We start from the raw sequence: 18452 nt of genomic DNA, 5'->3' as shown, positions 1-18452 counted from the left end.
TTTTTATTCGTCTTCTTCTTCGATATCAACGTTGATTTCATGAATGATATCTTCTTTTTCTTCTTCTGAAATATCAGCATCTTCACCTAATTTGATTGCAATGATTTGATCAAATAATGCATTGATTTCTTCACATAATTCGTCTGCAACATGGTCATACGTTCCTTCTTCTTCATATGCTGCATAAATTAATTTACCAATTTCTCTGTATTTTCTTGAAATTTGATAATCAAGTTTTTCTGCTTTAATTGTTTTTTTAGCAGATTCTGCAAAGTTTTTTGATGCTTCTATTACTTCAGATGAAATTTGTTTTGTTTTTTCTGTTGCTTCTCCGATAAATTCACTGGCTTTGTTAATTAATTCGTCTTTGTTCATTTTGTAACCTCCTGTATTTCCATCATTATAACATATTTTATAAATAAAAAATATTTTTATTTTTAGTATTTGTATAAATTTTCAAATTAAAAGCAATAATATCAATTGCATAAACAAATTGGGAGATAGATAATGAGACATTCGTATATTAATTTTTTTAATAATAAATCAGAAGAATCGGGCGTAATAAAATCTGATATAGATTTTTCATCGGTTGCCGGACTTGATGAGATTAAAGAAGAATTATTGGAAATAAGCGACTTTTTGGATAAACCTCAAAAATATAAAAGCTTTGGTGCGAAAATTCCAAGGGGTGTTTTACTGTATGGTCCTCCCGGAACGGGAAAAACCTTAATAGCAAAGGCCTTAGCCGGGCAGTGTAAGGCAACATTTATTTATGCTTCAGGAAGTGAATTTATAGAAAAATTTGTAGGAATCGGTGCAAGCAGGATAAGAGCCTTATTTGAAAAAGCAAGAAAAAAAGCTCCCGCAATTATTTTTATAGATGAGCTTGATGCAATAGGAGTTAGTAGGAACACTGATAATAACTCTGAAAGAGATCAAACATTAAATCAGTTTTTGATTGAATTAGATGGATTTAGTGATAACAGCGGTGTTGTTGTTATGGGAGCAACAAACAGAATAGATATGCTTGATAAGGCTTTGCTTAGACCGGGAAGGTTTGACAGGCATATTTTTGTAGGAAATCCTTCTGCTATTACAAGAAGAGAAATTTTAAAATACCATATTAAAAATAAACCTATTGCAAAGAATTTTAAAATCGACAGTGTTGTTGAAAAAACAAATGGTTTAAGCGGTGCTCATCTTGCTAATATCGTTAACGAATCTGCACTCCTCGCAATTAGAAAAGGTAAGAAGGCTATAAATAACGAAGATTTTGATAAGGCAATAATAAAAACAACTGCAGGACTTAAAAATAAAAGTATGGTCTTAAGCAATAAGGAAAAAAGAATAGTTTCTTTTCATGAAGCAGGGCATACGCTTATAAGTTTTTTGTTAAATGGAATTTTACCGGATAAAGTAACAATTGTTCCTTATGGTATTTCTCTTGGATTTGTGTTATCTTCTTTTGGGGAGGATAAAATGATATTGACAAAAAATGAGTTGGAAGATAAAATATGTATTTTACTTTCCGGAAGAGCAAGTGAAGAAATAATATTTGGTGAAATAAGTACAGGAGCGCAAAATGATATTTTAAAGGCAAATGAACTTGCTTATTCTATGGTATGTGATTATGGAATGAGTAAATACAAAAATAAAATTTTTTCGGGGGACAAAAATAATTTTTTAAAAGAAGATATAGAACATGAAATAAGCAATATATTAGATAATGCATATGAAAAGGCTATAGGTTTATTAAACGAAAATAGTAATGTTTTAAATTTAATAGCTAAAACTTTATATAAAAAAGAAGATTTGAATGCTTCAGATCTTGAAAAAATCTTTCATATGGCTCTTATATAAAAAAAAGACTGTATTAACAGTCTTTTTATAATACTTTCTTTAAGAATTTTTTTGTTCTGTCATGTTGAGGATTATTGATAATATCTTTTGCGCTACCTTGTTCAACAATTACACCGTCAGCCATAAATACAACTCTATCAGCAACTTCTCTTGCAAATCCCATTTCATGAGTTACAACGATCATTGTAATATTATGTTTCTTTGCAAGATTTTTCATTACTTCTAATACTTCTCCAACAAGTTCAGGGTCTAATGCTGATGTTGCTTCGTCAAAAAGCATAATTTCCGGTTCCATTGCAAGAGCTCTGGCTATGGCAACCCTTTGTTGTTGTCCTCCTGATAGTCTGCTTGGATATTCGTCTGCTTTATCTTTAAGACCTACCATATCAAGTAATTCAAGAGCTTTATCTTTAATAGCATCTTTATCTACTTTTTTTACTACCATTGGTGCTAATGTTACATTTTCAAGGGCAGTTTTATGAGGGAAAAGATTAAATCTTTGAAAAACCATACCAACTTTTGTACGTAGTTTCACAAGTTTATCTTTGTCTGTTTTTATTAAACTTTTATTATCTTTTCTGTCAAAGATTAATTCATCATCTATATATATTTTTCCTGAAGTCATTTTTTCAAGGTGGTTTAAACATCTTAAAAATGTACTCTTACCTGAACCTGAAGGCCCTATTATACATACTACTTCACCTTTTTCAACTTCAAGGTTAATATCTTTTAATACACTTAATGTTCCAAAATCTTTTTTTAAATTTTCTACTTTTAAAGTACTCATTATAACCTCCTATAGGTATTTGCTTGATTTCTTTTCAAGATGTCTGAAGAATACGATACATACTGATGTTAATACCAAATATATACCGCCGGCTACAAAATAGTAACTCCAATCTCCGCTTGCAGCAAATTGTTTTGATACTCTCATTAAATCAGCCATACCTATTGTAGATACAAGGGAAGTATCTTTTAAAATCATGATAAATTCATTTGCAAAAGGTGGGATGACTCTTGCATATGTTTGTGGAATAATAACTTTAAACATAGCTTGTGAATAGGTCATTCCAAGAGCTTTTGCTGCTTCAAGTTGCCCCTTGTCAATTGACTGAATCCCTGCTCTGAATATTTCTGCGGTATATGCTGCAGTATTCAATGTAAGTGAAATAATAGCAGCTGTAAAAGGTTCAAAGTTTAAAGGTTCTCCTGTTACTTCTTTAAACATTAATGGAATTGCAAAGTATACAACCATAATTTGAAGTAGCAAAGGGGTTCCTCTGAATACCCATGTATATAACCATGCTATACCTTTTAAAATTTTATTTTTTCCTATGCTCATAAAAGCTAAGATTAAAGCAAGTATCATTCCAAGAATTATACTTATTATTGTAAGCTCTATTGTTGATATTGTACCTTCAACCAGCTTTTCGATTTGTATACTAGTCATATTAAATCTCCTAAATTTTTATTTATAAAATGAAGAAAACCTATATTATACAATATAGGTTTTCTTTTTATGCTGACATATTATTCGTCGTAACCTTTTATTGTTGTATCTATATTACTTGTTAAATCTTTACCGAATATATCTTTTGATATATTTGCTAACGTTCCGTCATTTTTAAATTCTTCGATAATTTTGTTTACTTCGTCTATTAATGGTTGATTTGATTTTTTTGCGGCAACAGCAATTGGTTCATTTGTTAATTTATCACATGTTTTTATAAATTTATCAGGACTGTTATGTACATAATATTCACCAACAACCAAATCTGTAACAACACAATCAACGCTTCCGCCTTCAAGAGCAACGAATGCTTCTGTCATTCCATCGAATTGACGCAAATCAAATTCATTTCCTTGAGATAAATAATATTGACATGTATCATCTGAAGTTGTGCTTACTTGAACAGCAACTTTTTTACCATTTAATTCATCCGTTGATTTTATTTGTGCACCATTTTTTGAAGAGATGATAACTTGTTGATTTGCAAGGTATGCATCTGAAAGAGCAAGCTGTTCTTGTCTATCCTTGTTAATTCCAACTGAAGAAATTACAAGGTCATATTTGTCTGAATCAAGTCCTGCAAATATTCCATCCCAAGCTACATTTACAAACTCAACTTTTCTTCCCATTTTTTCAGCGATTGCTTTTGCAAATTCAATATCAAATCCTACTGTTTTACCATTATCATCAACATATTCCATTGGAGGGTAAGTATTGTCTATTCCAACAACCAAAGTACCTTCTTTTACAAATTGTGGAGTTGTTGAAACTTCTTCACTTGAACCACATCCTGTAAGTAAACAAATAGTTAATATTGATGTAATGATCAAAGCAGTAATTTTTTTTGCTTTTTTCATTTTTTTCCTCCGTTCCAAATAACAAAAATACTTTATAAATATACTATATATATAGAAAAAATGCAATAGGTTTAATTAATTTTTATAAATAAATATGCATATTTATACTTTTTAACAAAATAAAAAATAAAAAAGCCTAAAACAGGCTTTTTTATTTTTATAAAATTAAATTATTTATTGTTCATCATAATTTTTTAAGTTTGAGTCAATGTTTTTAGTTAAATCTTCACCAAATAATTCTTTTGAGATTTCAGCAGTTTTTCCGCTGTCAATTAAAGATTTTAAAGATTCATTTACAGCATTGATAACAGCTGTATTACCTTTTTTAGCAGCAATTGCGATAGGTTCGTTTGTTAAGTTATCACAAGATTTTACATAATCATTTGGATTGTTATTTACATAATAATCTCCAACAACTAAATCTGTAACTACGCAGTCAACACTTCCGCTTTTTAAAGCAAGGAATGCAGCTGTCATATCGTCAAATTGTTGTAAGTCAAATTCCATTGCTTTGTCATTTTGATAATATTGACAAGCTTCATCTGCAGTTGTTCCAACTTGAACGGCAACTTTTTTACCTGTTAATTGATCTACAGATGTAATTTGATTTCCGTCTTTTGCTGAAATTATTACTTGTTGATTTGCTAAATATGTATCAGAAAGTTCTAATGTTTCTTGTCTTTCTTCTGTAACACTTATTGCAGAAATAACAACATCATATTTATCTGCATCAAGACCGGCAAAAATTGCATCAAATCCAACTTGAACAAATTCAACTTCTAATCCCATATCAGCTGCGATTGCTTTTGCAAGTTCAATATCAAATCCTGCAAGTTCTCCAGTTTCTTCATCAATATATTCCATTGGTGGATATGTAGCTTCAAGTCCAACTGTTAAAGTTCCATCTTTAACAAGTTTCATTTCTCCGTTATCTGCTGTTTCTTTACTTCCACATCCCGTAAACATTGCAAGACTCATTATTGCAACTGTTGATAATGCAATTATTTTTTTCAATTTCATAATAAAAATAATCCTCCTCTTTACCTATAACTTTATTAAAGTTTACTATGATTTTAAAAAAAAATCAACATGTTTTTTATTTTTATGCATATTTATTTATATTTATGCTTTTTATTTCTTCTGTTTATAGAGGGATTTTTTTTATTTTAGCTTGTTTCCTTGGATATTTTTTATTAGTTAATTCCATTTTCTTTATCTCTATGATATTTCTGTTTGAAAGAGAATAGGGGAGTTTTTCTTTATGGTTTTTTATGATTTTACAAGAAAGAAGATTCAATGCATTTTTGCTTTGTTCTATTTCTTCTTCCCCTTTACTGCCTTTTAAAGCTATAAAACTGCCTTCTTTTTTTATAAAAGGAATTGTATATTCTAAAAGAACATTTAATGAAGCAACCGCTCTTGCAGTTACATAATCAAATTGTTCTCTATATTCTTCATCATGTGAAAGTTCTTCTGCTCTTTGATGTATTGCTTCTATATTATTAAGTTTTAATTCTTTTATTGTATTATTTAGGTAGTTCACTCTTTTATTTAAACTGTCAAGAAGAAGAATATCTAAATCTTCTCTAAGTATTTTTATTACAATTCCAGGCATACCGGCTCCAGAACCTATATCTATAAGTTTTCCTTCATTTTTAATATATTTTATGGAAAGGGCGCTGTCGATGATGTGTTTTTCAATAAATTCTTTTTCATCGGTTATTGCCGTAAGATTAAATTTTTTATTTTCTCTTAAAACTATATCCATAAATAAAAGTAGTTTCTCTGTTTGTTCGTTAGTTATTTGTATATTACATTTATTAAGTCCCTCAGTTAAATATTCTTTTAAATTCATCATATTCTCCTTATTGTTTGTAAAAAATAGTATAGCAGAATTACTTAATAAGAAAAAGAGGTAATATATTTATTTTTTTTACCTTTTATGTTATTCTTTAATAATAGAATTTTTTTGATTGTGAGGAAAAAATGAAGAAAAAATTAGTTATTATAGATGCATATTCGATTATTTATAAATGTTTCTACGGAGTAAGACCAATGCACTCTCCAAAAGGCGTTTCAACCAATGCTATTTTTGGGTTTTTAAATATAATTTTAAAGCTTATAGAACAGGAAAAACCTAATTATTTATATGCTGCTTTTGATAAAGGACATAAAAATTTCAGACATGAAAAATACAGTGAATATAAAGCAGGAAGACAAAGTATGCCTGAAGAATTAAGAGAACAGCTTCCTTATATTGATGAACTTTTAGATGCTGCAAATATTATCTCTTTAAAAGTAGATAATTATGAAGCAGACGATATTATAGGTAGCGTAAGTGAGATAGCAGACTCAAAGGGGATTGATACTGTTGTTATAACCGGAGACAGGGATTCATTTCAATTGGTTTCTGAACATACAAAGATTCTTTATTCAAAAAGAGGAATAAGTGATATTGAAGTAATAGACGAAGCTTATATTATGGATAAATATTCTCTTACACCAAAACAAATGATAGATTTAAAAGCTTTAATGGGTGATAAATCTGATAATATCCCGGGTGTTAAAGGGGTAGGAGAAAAGACGGCTTTAGGTTTACTTGAAAAATATAAGACACTTGAAGGTGTGTATGAAAATATAGATGAAGTAAAAGGAAAATTAAAAGAAAAGTTAATAAATGATAAAGACAATGCATTTTTGAGTAAGGAACTTGGAAGTATTGTCGTAGATATGGATGTTGATATAAATCTTGAAGAAGAATGCGATTTTAACTTTAATAATGAAAAGTTTATTTCAATACTATCAAGTCTTGATTTGAAATCAATAATGAAGAAACTTGGTGTAGAAAATAATGCAGATAAAGAAGAAAAAAATGATGATTTTTCTAATTTAAAAGAAGAATATTTAAACATAGGTAATGACATAAAACCCGATGAACTTTGCAAAGTATTAGAGAAAAAAGACTATATTAGCATTTATTTTGTTTTAAATGATGAAAACAATAAATTAAAAGAAGCTATGATATTTGACGGGGAAAAGTTCTATCTTTTTGATTTAACTGTTTTACCTGTTTCGGATATGGCAGCAATAATGAATAAAAATAATAATATAATTACTCATGACTTTAAAAATGTATATAAATGTTTTAAACGTGAAGGATATGATGTTGAATGTTCATTTGATACTTATATTGGAGGATATGTTTTAAATCCAAGTGATGAAAGATACTCCCTTGAAGTAATGGGTAAAAAATATCTTGATGTAGATTTAAAAGAAGACAAAGGTGAAGCTGTTCAACAAAGTTTTCTTGATATTGAGGATAAAGAAAAGTATCTAACATATATTAAAAAGGCAAAATGTATATATTCATTATATAAACTTCTAAATGAAAAAATAAAAGAAGAGGGAATGGAAGAATTATATAATAATATTGAACATAAACTTATGTATGTTCTTGCGGATATGGAAATAGAAGGCTTTAAGGTTGATGTGAATATGCTGGAAGTTTTAGGAGAAGACTTTGATAAACGAGTTGAAAATTTAACGAAACAAATAAGAGAACTTGCAGGAGAAGATGAAAGCTTTAATGTTAATTCTACAAAACAACTAGGACATGTTCTTTTTGAAAAACTTAATCTTCCTGTAATAAAGAAAACAAAAACAGGATATTCAACAAATATAGAAGTACTTGAAAAATTAAAAGATCATCATCCTATAATTCCTCTTATAATCGAATTAAGACAGGTAAGTAAACTTAATTCAACATATGTAAAAGGATTTGTTACTTTAATTGATAGGAAAGAAGATAAAATTCATTCTACTTTTAATCAAACAATTACTACAACAGGAAGAATATCTTCTTCAAATCCAAACTTACAAAATATTCCTGTTAGAACGAATGAAGGAAGAATAATAAGAAAAGTATTTATACCTAGTAAAGAAGGTAATGTTTTAGTTGATGCGGATTATTCTCAAATAGAGCTTAGAGTTTTGGCACATATTTCTTCAGATGAAAAGTTAATTAATGCATTTAAAAATAATGAAGATATACATGCAAGAACTGCAAGTGAAGTATTTGGTGTTAATATAGAAGATGTTACAAGCGAAATGCGTAGTAGAGCAAAAGCGGTTAATTTTGGTATTGTATATGGAATAAGTGACTTTGGTCTATCAAAAGATTTGAACATTTCAAGAAAAAATGCGAAAGAATATATTGATACGTATCTTGCTAAATATCCAAATGTAAGCAAATATATGAAGGATATTGTTGAATTTGCAAAAGAAAATGGATATGTAACCACAATGTTTAACAGACGTAGATATATTAATGAAATTCATTCAAAGAATTTTAATGTAAGATCTTTTGGAGAGAGAACAGCTCTTAATACTCCTATTCAAGGAAGTGCAGCTGATATAATAAAACTTGCAATGATAAATGTTGAAAGTGAGATTAAGAAAAGAAATCTTAAATCAAAACTTATTTTACAGGTACACGATGAACTAATAATAGATGCACCTGAAAATGAAGTTATGGAAGTAAAAGAAATTTTAAAAGATAAAATGGAAAATGCAGTTAAGATGGATTGTCCATTAAAAGCCGATATAAATGTAGGTAAAAATTGGTTTGAGGCGAAATAATGAAAGTAATAGGGTTAACAGGTTCAATCGGAACAGGTAAAAGTTCCGTTTCAAAAATTTTAAATGAATATTATAATATACCAATTATTGATGCTGATAAAATAAGTAAAGAAGCTGTTCAAAAAGGAAGCAGAGGGTTAAATAAAATAAAAGATGTTTTTGGCAGTGATTATATTTTAGATAATGGTGAACTTAATCGTCCTAAAATGGCAAGTCTTGTTTTTAATGATGAAAAAGCAAGGCTTGCTTTAAATAATATTATCCATCCGGAAGTAACAGATAAATATAATTATCTTGTGAACAAATATAAACAAAGAGATGAAAAATATGTAATATACGATTGTCCTCTTTTAATAGAAGAAAAGCTTACCAATATGGTTGATGTTGTAATGCTAGTATATACTTCACAAGATATTCAAATTGAAAGGATAATGTTAAGAGATAAGGTAAAAAAAGAACAAGCCCTAATGCGTATAAAAGCTCAAATGTCCACAGAAGATAAAATGAGGTATGCGGATATAATAATAGACAACAGTTCTGATTTTAATGATTTAAAAAATAATATAAATAAAATATACAATAGTGAATTTTCTAAAAATAATACTTGCATAAATATACATTAATATGTATAATATATCATATTATGGAGGTATTGGAATGATTGATGTAGGTATTTTGGGTGCTACGGGATATACCGGGGCAATTTTAGTAAGTATATTAAAAAAACATAAAGAAGTTAGAAATATAAAACTAGGTTCTCACAGTTATGTGGGTAAAGAATTTAGCGATGTTTATGAAGCATTTAGAAATATAGAAGATGGACCATGTTTGGAAAGCGACATTAATGAATTTGCAAATGACTGCGATGTTGTATTTATGGCTCTTCCCCATGGAGTTGCATCAAAGGTTGTTACGAAAGAAGTTTTGGAAAAAACAAAGATAATAGATCTTGGTGCTGATTTTAGATTAAAAGATAAGGCTACATATGAAAAATGGTATAAGACAGAACATTTTGCAGAGGATTTACTTAAAGAAAGCGTATACGGTCTTTGTGAAATTGAAAGAGAAAGTATAAAAAATACAAGACTTTTAGCAAATCCGGGATGTTATACAACTTGTTCTATTTTATCACTATATCCATTGGTAAAGGAAAATATTATTGATGTGAATTCAATAATAATAGATGCCAAATCGGGCGTAAGTGGTTCAGGAAGAAAAGCAAATGTTGGTTCTTTATTCTGTGAATGCAATGAATCCATTAAAGCATACGGAGTAGGTACACACAGACATACTCCTGAAATTGAACAACAACTTTCAAAATATGGACATGATATTAAACTTTCTTTTACTCCTCATTTGGTTCCAATGAATAAAGGAATTCTTACAACTATTTATGCAAATGTGGATGAAAGCATAACGAAGGAAAAAATAAAAGAAGTTTATGAAGAGTATTATAATGATGAATATTTTATAAGACTTAGAGAGTCTGGTAATTTGCCTTCAACAAACTATGTAAAAGGCACTAATATTTTTGATACATCTTTTGTTCTTGATAAAAGGGTAAACAGAATTATCGTTTCAAGTGCAATAGATAATTTAATGAAAGGGGCTTCATCTCAAGCAGTTCAAAATATGAATATAATGTTTGGGTTTAGCGAAAAGGAAGGCATTGATTTTCTTCCTTTATATATATAAAAATATTTTAATTTAAAAGATTTATATATTTTATTTTAGTTATTAAGGAGTTTTGATAGATGAAGATAGTAAAAGGTTGTGTTGTTGCACCAAAAGGTTTTTATGCATCAGGAAAGTCAACAGGACTAAAAAGAAAAAGAAAGGATATGTCACTTATTTATTCTGAAAAACCTTGTAATGTTGCAGCAGTATTTACAACAAATAAAGTAAAAGCAAGCAGTGTGTTACATAATATGGCTTTATATGAAAAAGGTTTAAAAGCAAGAGCTATTATAGTAAATAGCGGTAATGCAAATGCATGCACAGGCGAACAAGGATTAAAAAACACAGATGAAATGGCAGCAGAAACAGCAAGATGTCTTGCTTTAAAGCCTGATGATGTTTATGTTAATTCAACAGGTGTTATAGGGGTACAGCTTCCTATGGATAAAATAATAAACGGAATAAGGGAAGTTTCTCTTGCTCTTGACGATGACATTGTTTCAGGTGTAAATTGTGCTGAAGGTATTCTTACAACCGATACTTTTATAAAAGATAAATCAGTTGAAATTATAATAGATGATAAAAAAGTAAGAATAGGCGGTATTGCAAAAGGTTCAGGAATGATTCATCCTAATATGGCTACAATGCTTTCATTCATTACAACAGATGTAAATATTGATGACAAAACTTTTAAAGATTTACTAAAAGAAATTGCAGATGATACTTATAATATGATTTCTGTTGATGGAGATACCTCTACAAACGACAGTGTAATTGCTTTTGCAAACGGTATGGCAGGTAATGAAGTTCTTACTAAAGACCATAAAGATTATAATGTATTCAAAGATGCCTTAATGTTTGTTTGCAAACACCTTGCAACTCAAATTGTAAAAGACGGAGAAGGTGCTACAAAATTCTTAGCCGTAAATGTATTAAATGCAAAAACAAAAGATGATGCAAAGAAGATTGCAAAGAGTATTATAGGTTCTTCTTTGGTTAAGACAGCATTCTTTGGCGAAGATGCAAACTGGGGAAGGGTTTTATGTGCGGCAGGATATTCAGGAGTTGATTTTGATCCTGCAATAGTTACACTTTCATTTAAAAGTGTTAAGGGTGAAATTGAGTTATATAAAGACGGAATAGCTCTTGAATTTGATGAAGATAAAGCTCTTGAAATTTTACAGCAGGTTGAAGTGGAAATTGATATAAACATGAACTGTGGAGAAGAAAATGCAACAGCATGGGGATGCGATTTAAGTTATGAATATGTAAAAATAAATGGAGAGTATAGAAGCTAATGGATGATAAATATTTTAAACAAGCCAGTGTATTAATAGAAGCTCTTCCTTATATAAAAGAATTTAACGGACAAATAGTAGTTATTAAATATGGCGGAGCTGCTTTAGTAGATAAAAAAATGGAGCAAAGTGTAATAAATGATATTGCTCTAATGAAATTAGTTGGTATTTTACCTGTAATTGTTCATGGTGGCGGTAAAGATATAAATAAAATGCTTGATAGAGTAGGAAAAGAACATAAATTTGTAAATGGACTTAGATTTACAGACAGCGATACAATGAATATTGTTCAAATGGTTCTTGCAGGTGGAGTAAATAAAGATTTAGTTTCTCTATTTACAAAACAGGGAATGAATGCAATTGGTATTACAGGGCAGGACGGAAAACTTTTAGAAGTTGAAAAACATACTCCTGGTGGAGATGATATAGGTTTTGTTGGAAAAATTAAAGGTGTAAATCCAATGCTTATTGCAAAACTTTTGGATGATGATTTTATCCCTATTATTGCACCTATTGGTGTTGACGAAACAGGACAAAGCTATAATATTAATGCTGATTATGTTGCTTGCCATGTTGCAAGCGCTCTTCATGCAAAAAAACTTCTTTTCATGTCTGATATTGAAGGAGTTATGGACAAAGAAAAAAATCTAATTAAACAAATTAATATAGATGAAATTCAAGGTTTAATTGATGATGGTACAATTAATGGGGGAATGATTCCAAAGATTAGAGGCGCAAAAGAAAGTGTTGAAAACGGAGTAAGTGGTGTTCATATCATTGACGGAAGAGTTGAACATAGTTTATTAATAGAATTATTTACAAACTGTGGAATAGGAACTATGATAAAGGAGTAGGCAGCAATGGAAGATATAGTTAAAACAGGTGAAAAAGTATTAATGCATACATACTCAAGATTTCCTTTAGTTTTTGAAAAAGGAGAAGGTGTGTATCTTTATGATGAAAACGGAAAAAAATATTTAGATTTTGTGGCAGGTATTGCTGTAAATGATTTGGGATACAATGATGAAGGTTTAAATAAAGCATTAGAAGAACAAATGCATAAGTTATATCATGTATCAAATTTATATTATACTAAAGCGAATGTAGAGGCTGCAAAAACTTTGGTTGATAATAGTGCTTTAGACAGAGTTTTCTTTTGTAATTCAGGAGCTGAAGCAACTGAAGCAGCTTTAAAATTATCAAGATTATATGCATATAAATTTAGAAATAAAGAAACAAAAATTATTGCTATGAATAATTCTTTTCATGGAAGAACTTTCGGTTCTATAACAGCTACAGGACAACTTAAATATCAAAAAGGTCTTGGTCCTATTTTACCTGATGTTGTTCATGTTCCTTTTATGGATTTCGAAGCAATTGAAAAAGAAGCAAGATGTGGCGCTTGTGGAATTATAATAGAACCTGTTCAAGGAGAAGGCGGTATAAGACCTGCAAGTAAAGAATTTTTGAAAAAGGTAAGAGCTTTATGTGATGAACTTGATATATTATTAATATTTGATGAAGTTCAATGTGGTATAGGAAGAAGCGGATATTTATTTGCATATGAATATTTTGATGTTGTTCCTGATGTAGTTTGCATGGCAAAAGGTTTAGGAGGAGGTTTCCCAATAGGTGCAATTCTTGTTAAAGAAGAAAAGGCAAAAGGTTTTGAACCTGGAAACCATGCTTCAACTTTTGGAGGAAATGCACTTGCTTCTACTGCAAGTAAATATGTTTTAAATAAGATAATAAATGAAAATATTTTAGATAACGTAAAAGAACAAGGAATTTATTTAAAATCTAAACTTGAACAGTTAAAAGAAAAATATGATTTTATTAATGATGTAAGAGGTATTGGTTTAATGCTTGGAATGGAATTTGAATTCCCTGTTTCTGACATTATTAATAAGGCTATTGATAAAGGACTTTTACTTTTAAATTCGGGACAAAACATTATAAGATTTGTGCCTCCATTGATTATTTCAAAGGATGAAATAGACGAAGGTATTACAATCTTAGACAGTATTTTACAAGAAATATAACATATTTTGTAAAATATTTCGTATTAGTATAAAAAAAAGAAAAAATTATGTATTTTTCTAATTTTTTCTTTTTTTTAATGTAAAGTTTGTGGTATTATATATTTATATATTGATATTTTATATTTTATAAAAGAATGGGTGATACATATGGAAGAAAAGAGTACAGCAAAAAACAGAGTGGTCGTTAATATTTTAGGGTCAAATTATACAATCATTACAGATAATGATGAAGAACAATTAAAAAAAGTTGCCGGTTTTGTTGACGAATTAATCAGACAAGTTAAGAAAAATAATCCTTATATGAATCCTTATACCGCTGCAGTCTTGTCTTCTTTAAATTTATGTGAAGAACTTTTCGAACTAAAAGATGAAGTTGAAGATCTTAGAAAAGATAAAGAGGAATATGAAATTCTGACTGATTATAAAGAAAAGTTAATGTCTGCACTTGAAGAAGCAGAAGCTAATGAAGCAAAAAGACTTTCTATGCAATATAAATATGAAAAAATGGAAATAGAAAACGAAGAGTTAAAAGATCTGCTTGAAGAGTACAAGGAAAAATTTACTTCAATGAGAAGTGAGATAGAACTTAACAGAAGATCTATAAGTGAACTTCAAAATAAACTTTTAGAAAATCAAATAGAGCTTGTTAAAGCAAGAAAGAATATTTTGGATTATTCAAGCTAGAATATAAAAAATAAAAAGATGCAGTTTTGCATCTTTTTTATTTGCTCATTATAACTGTAACTTTACTGGCTCTTTGGTATTTGTTTTCTCTTCCGTCTTTTATATCTTCCTCAGATACAAATACATCAACAAGGGTATAACCTTCTTCAGCTTTTTCATTAAGATAATTTTGCAATTTACTCATGAATAAATCTCGCTCAACAATATACTTCAACTCTTTTCCCTCCTGTAATTCCAGCTTGTTTTATTATAAAATACTATAACATAATTACATAGATAAGTAAATAAACATAATTATTATTTTTAACAAACTTCATTACAAAATCATTACAAAAAAAGAAGAGTTTTATCTCTTCTTTTTCTATATTGATTCATTATTTATTTTATTTTCTTCTGCAAATGTTAATGCATAAGAACCATAAGGTGCATATATTTTTATGTTTTTACTTCCATCAAATGCTGTAGAATCTATTGTTGAAAGACTATATGTTGCTTCTATTTTGGTAAGTTTTGGGCAGTTGCTGAAAGCTTTTTGATTAATGTTTGTTACTCCCTCATTTAAAGTTACTTCTTGTAAATTAGAGCAATCAGCAAATACATAATCTCTTAAATAGTTTACGTAAATTGGAAGACTTACTTTTGTTAAACTTGAACATCCTCTGAATACTTCTTTACCTATTGTATGAAGAGAATCAGGGAAAGAAATGTTATTTAGTTTTGAACAATTTTTAAATGCACCGCCTTCTAATTTTTGGAGTGTGTTAGGGAATTTAACCGTTGTAAGATTTTCGCATTCTCTAAAAGCATTGCTGCCTATGGTTATAACCCCATCTTTAAATGTTACACTTGTTAAACTTACACTTCCTAAAAATGTTTCTTCTTTTATTTCTTCTACATTTTCCGGTATTTCTATGTTTGTTAGGCTTCTGGTGTTGTAAAATGCATATTTACCTATTGATTTAAGTTTATTTGGAAGTGTGATGTTTTTTAAATATTTATTAGAATAAAATGCACTTTCTTTTATTGATGTCGTTTTTTCATTTACTGTGAAACCTTCATCTTCTTTGCTTATTGGGTAAGATATTAAAGTTTTCATGTTTTTTGAATATAATACACCATTTTCTGCCGTAAATTTTTTATTTTCTTTTGCTACTGTAAAGCTTTTTAAATTAGTACAATTTGTAAAAGCATTAGAGCCTATTTTTTTTACTGATGCAGGAATAGATACTTCTTTCATACCACAATTTAAAAATGCATTTTCTGCAATATTTTCAATTCCTTCTTCTAAAGTAATATCTTTTAAACTTATACAGTTTGCAAAGGCATATTCATTTATATTTTTGCATCCGTTTATTGTTACAGATTCCAATTTATTACAATTATAGAAAGCATAATCACCTATAGTTTCTACGCTGCTTGGAATTGTAAGATTGATTATTGAAGTATTTTTAAATGCATTATCTCTGATTTCTATAACAGGATAGTTATTAATTTTTTCAGGTATTGTAAGATTTTTTATTTCTTCTTCCTTTGTAGTATAAGAAATAATATAAGCTTTTGAATCTTTTATCATATAAGTAAAGCCATTTTGATTACCTTGAATTGTGTTAGCAAGATTTTGAGTTATTTCCGTTTCTGTTTCTATATCTGCATTTATATAATTAAATGTTGGTATTATAAAAAATGTTAATAATAGAATAAGTATTAATGTTTTTTTATTTCTCATAATTTAAACCTCTTTTCCATTGCTAATTATTCTATCATAAATACATTCATTTTTAAACTTTTAAAATTATATATTTGTTTTAAATTAAAAAATAATTAAAATTTTAAAGTTATATTGACAAATGCAAGTTATGATTGTATTATTGTATTAGTTGATTAATACAATAATACAAATTAAAAGAAAGGCAGGATTAATATGGGATGGGAATTTGAAAATGATAGACCAATATATTTACAAATAGCCTCATTTATTGAAAGAGATATATTAAAAGGAAAATATAAAGTAGGGGATAAGCTTCCTTCGGTTCGTGAATTTGCCTCTGTTGCTGATGTTAATCCAAATACAATGCAAAAGGCCTTTAGTGAACTTGAAAAAAATAATATAGTTTTTTCTTCAAGAACAAGCGGAAGATTTGTAACGGATGACGAAGAGATTATTCAAAGGAGGAGAGTATTGCTGGCTGAAGAATATGTTGATGATTTTTTAATTAAGATGAAAGAAATTGGATTTGATGAAAAAGAAATAACTTTAATTATGGAAGAATCAATGAAGGGGGAAGAAAATGAATAACTTAATTGAAATAAAAAACTTGTTTAAAGAATTTGACGGAAAGTTTGCTCTTAATAATGTAAATTTAAACATTGAAAGTGGAAAAATCGTTGGATTGTTAGGACCTAACGGAAGCGGTAAAACAACTCTTATTAAACTTTTGAATAAACTTCTTGTTCCATCTGGCGGAGAACTTTATATTGACGGTTTAGCTCCGGGAATAGAAACAAAAAAATAGTTTCATATTTACCTGATAAAAGTTATTTGAATGAGTGGATGGATGCAAAAGAACTTATCAATTTCTTTAGTGATTTTTATGAAGATTTTGATAGTAAAAAGGCATATCAAATGTTAGAAAGCTTAAATATTTCTCCAAATGATAAACTTAAGAATATGTCTAAAGGAACAAAAGAAAAAGTTCAGCTTATTTTAGTAATGAGCAGAAAGGCAAAATTATATCTTTTGGATGAACCTATAGGGGGTGTTGATCCTGCAAGCAGAGATTATATTCTTAAAACCATAATAAATAATTATTCTGACGATTCAACTGTGATTATATCTACTCATTTAATTTCTGATATTGAAAAAGTTTTAGATCAAGTAATATTTATAAAAAACGGTAGCATTGTATTAAACGGGGATGCTGATGAAATAAGAGAAGAAAAAGGTATGTCTATTGATAAATTGTTTAGGGAGGAATTCAGATGTTAAGTAAATTAATAAAGTACGAAATTAAAGCAACTAAAAGAATTATGATACCGGCTATAATTGCTTTAATATGTGTATCTGTACTTAATGGTGTTTTAGTTGGAATATCTACTAATAATATACTTCATGATAGTATTATATATAATATCTTTTCGGCAGTAAGCGGTTCAGTATATATGTTAGGAATTATGGCAATATTAATCTTGGCAGCAGTTTTAAGTATAATTAGATTTTATAAGGCAGATTTATCTAATGAAGGTTATCTTACTCATACTCTTCCAATCAATATTGGAAAAGAGATTTTAAGCAAAGTCATTGTTGGTACTTTATGGGTAATTTTAACGGGATTAGCAATAATTATTTCGGTACTTTGTTTAGTCATGTTTTCAAGTATTTTTGATTTTGCAAGTTTGGATATAAATGATGTAATTAATATAAAACGAGCCTTTACGATTTACGGAGGTGATATAGCAAAAGTATTGTTAGTAATGTTTTATTTATTGCTTATTATTATTTTAGGATGCTCAAATAAAATCTTGGCTGTTTATTCTGCTATGGCTGTTGGTTTCAGTTTTAATAAAAATAAAATTTTATTATCGTTTGTGTCTTACATTGCAATATCTGTATTAACTACAATTCTAACAATTATTTTAGGAGTAATATTTGTAAGTCCATTGTATAACTTTTTAAATAATACATTATCTCCAATAGCTATGGCTCATTTGGTATTTGTAGGATTAATTGCTTTCTTGTTAATTTTAAATATTATATATTTCTTTATTGTTAAATTTTTCTTTGAAAGGAAATTGAATTTGGAGTAAAAAAGAAGAGTATAAAATACTCTTCTTTTAAAATTTTCTATATTCAGGTTGTTCTAAATCTTCAAGTGTAGCAGATTCTATT

18 protein-coding genes and 1 pseudogene are annotated in these 18452 nt (G+C 28.6%); 11 read left to right on the top strand and 8 right to left on the bottom strand.

Annotated features, from left to right (window positions below):
- Positions 1 to 3: 3 nt before the first annotated feature.
- On the bottom strand, positions 4 to 375 hold the full coding sequence (locus FGQ49_RS02395) for a hypothetical protein (RefSeq protein ID WP_138268316.1): 372 nt from the start codon (positions 373 to 375) through the stop codon (positions 4 to 6).
- Positions 376 to 507: 132 nt separating this feature from the next.
- Here FGQ49_RS02395 and FGQ49_RS02390 point away from each other — a divergent pair, with 132 nt between their 5' ends.
- Positions 508 to 1860 carry an ATP-dependent metallopeptidase FtsH/Yme1/Tma family protein gene (locus tag FGQ49_RS02390; protein WP_138268315.1) on the top strand — a complete coding sequence of 451 codons (1353 nt, stop codon included), beginning with the start codon at positions 508 to 510 and terminating at the stop codon, positions 1858 to 1860.
- 25 nt (positions 1861 to 1885) lie between these two features.
- Here FGQ49_RS02390 and ehuA read toward each other — a convergent pair whose 3' ends face one another.
- The 5 genes from ehuA to rsmG form a co-directional block, all read right to left on the bottom strand.
- Complete coding sequence (gene ehuA, locus FGQ49_RS02385) at positions 1886 to 2647, bottom strand: ectoine/hydroxyectoine ABC transporter ATP-binding protein EhuA (RefSeq protein ID WP_138268314.1); 762 nt, start codon at positions 2645 to 2647, stop codon at positions 1886 to 1888.
- Between the two features lie 9 nt (positions 2648 to 2656).
- Positions 2657 to 3310, bottom strand: coding sequence for an amino acid ABC transporter permease (locus FGQ49_RS02380; protein WP_138268313.1), 654 nt, complete (start codon positions 3308 to 3310; stop codon positions 2657 to 2659).
- 80 nt (positions 3311 to 3390) lie between these two features.
- Positions 3391 to 4227: a substrate-binding periplasmic protein gene (locus FGQ49_RS02375; protein WP_138268312.1), complete on the bottom strand. Its 837-nt coding sequence runs from the start codon at positions 4225 to 4227 to the stop codon at positions 3391 to 3393.
- 174 nt (positions 4228 to 4401) lie between these two features.
- Positions 4402 to 5247 (bottom strand): transporter substrate-binding domain-containing protein, encoded by an 846-nt coding sequence (locus FGQ49_RS02370; RefSeq protein ID WP_138268311.1) that lies wholly within the window; start codon positions 5245 to 5247, stop codon positions 4402 to 4404.
- 124 nt (positions 5248 to 5371) lie between these two features.
- A complete protein-coding gene (rsmG, locus tag FGQ49_RS02365; RefSeq protein WP_243112206.1) occupies positions 5372 to 6082 on the bottom strand; it encodes a 16S rRNA (guanine(527)-N(7))-methyltransferase RsmG in 711 nt (236 codons plus the stop codon).
- Positions 6083 to 6213: 131 nt separating this feature from the next.
- Between rsmG and polA the strand changes: the two genes are divergently transcribed.
- The 7 genes from polA (at position 6214) to FGQ49_RS02330 (ending at position 14566) form a co-directional block, all read left to right on the top strand.
- Positions 6214 to 8865, top strand: a complete 2652-nt coding sequence (polA, locus tag FGQ49_RS02360; RefSeq protein ID WP_138268309.1) for a DNA polymerase I — start codon at positions 6214 to 6216, stop codon at positions 8863 to 8865.
- The gene (coaE, locus tag FGQ49_RS02355; RefSeq protein ID WP_138268308.1) at positions 8865 to 9488 is read left to right on the top strand and encodes a dephospho-CoA kinase; all 624 of its coding nucleotides are present in this window, start codon (positions 8865 to 8867) and stop codon (positions 9486 to 9488) included. The genes polA and coaE overlap by 1 nt, the downstream gene beginning before the upstream one ends.
- Positions 9489 to 9522: 34 nt before the next feature.
- On the top strand, positions 9523 to 10560 hold the full coding sequence (gene argC / locus FGQ49_RS02350; protein ID WP_138268386.1) for an N-acetyl-gamma-glutamyl-phosphate reductase: 1038 nt from the start codon (positions 9523 to 9525) through the stop codon (positions 10558 to 10560).
- A gap of 59 nt (positions 10561 to 10619) precedes the next feature.
- Positions 10620 to 11840 (top strand): bifunctional ornithine acetyltransferase/N-acetylglutamate synthase, encoded by a 1221-nt coding sequence (argJ, locus tag FGQ49_RS02345; RefSeq protein ID WP_138268307.1) that lies wholly within the window; start codon positions 10620 to 10622, stop codon positions 11838 to 11840.
- Positions 11840 to 12694 carry an acetylglutamate kinase gene (gene argB / locus FGQ49_RS02340; protein ID WP_138268306.1) on the top strand — a complete coding sequence of 285 codons (855 nt, stop codon included), beginning with the start codon at positions 11840 to 11842 and terminating at the stop codon, positions 12692 to 12694. Before argJ ends, argB begins: the two co-directional genes overlap by 1 nt.
- Before the next feature lie 6 nt (positions 12695 to 12700).
- Positions 12701 to 13882: an aspartate aminotransferase family protein gene (locus FGQ49_RS02335; RefSeq protein WP_138268305.1), complete on the top strand. Its 1182-nt coding sequence runs from the start codon at positions 12701 to 12703 to the stop codon at positions 13880 to 13882.
- Positions 13883 to 14029: 147 nt separating this feature from the next.
- Positions 14030 to 14566 carry a cell division protein ZapA gene (locus FGQ49_RS02330; RefSeq protein WP_138268304.1) on the top strand — a complete coding sequence of 179 codons (537 nt, stop codon included), beginning with the start codon at positions 14030 to 14032 and terminating at the stop codon, positions 14564 to 14566.
- Positions 14567 to 14603: 37 nt separating this feature from the next.
- Here FGQ49_RS02330 and FGQ49_RS10275 read toward each other — a convergent pair whose 3' ends face one another.
- Positions 14604 to 14780, bottom strand: coding sequence for a hypothetical protein (locus tag FGQ49_RS10275; RefSeq protein ID WP_171020559.1), 177 nt, complete (start codon positions 14778 to 14780; stop codon positions 14604 to 14606).
- 147 nt (positions 14781 to 14927) lie between these two features.
- Positions 14928 to 16292, bottom strand: coding sequence for a leucine-rich repeat domain-containing protein (locus FGQ49_RS02325; RefSeq protein ID WP_138268303.1), 1365 nt, complete (start codon positions 16290 to 16292; stop codon positions 14928 to 14930).
- Between the two features lie 195 nt (positions 16293 to 16487).
- Between FGQ49_RS02325 and FGQ49_RS02320 the strand changes: the two genes are divergently transcribed.
- The 3 genes and pseudogenes from FGQ49_RS02320 to FGQ49_RS02310 all read left to right on the top strand — a co-directional run bounded on the left by FGQ49_RS02320 (position 16488) and on the right by FGQ49_RS02310 (position 18370).
- Entirely contained in the window at positions 16488 to 16862 is a 375-nt protein-coding gene (locus FGQ49_RS02320; RefSeq protein ID WP_138268302.1) for a GntR family transcriptional regulator, read from the top strand.
- A pseudogene (locus FGQ49_RS02315) lies at positions 16855 to 17552 on the top strand (ABC transporter ATP-binding protein). The gene FGQ49_RS02320 and the pseudogene FGQ49_RS02315 overlap by 8 nt, the downstream one beginning before the upstream one ends.
- Positions 17546 to 18370 (top strand): hypothetical protein, encoded by an 825-nt coding sequence (locus FGQ49_RS02310; protein WP_138268301.1) that lies wholly within the window; start codon positions 17546 to 17548, stop codon positions 18368 to 18370. Before FGQ49_RS02315 ends, FGQ49_RS02310 begins: the two are co-directional and overlap by 7 nt.
- Positions 18371 to 18452: the final 82 nt, after the last annotated feature.

It is taken from the genome of Anaerofustis stercorihominis, assembly GCF_005844425.1.
Taxonomy (GTDB): Bacteria; Bacillota; Clostridia; order Eubacteriales; family Anaerofustaceae; genus Anaerofustis; species Anaerofustis butyriciformans.
This window is presented reverse-complemented; position numbering and strand designations above follow the sequence as displayed.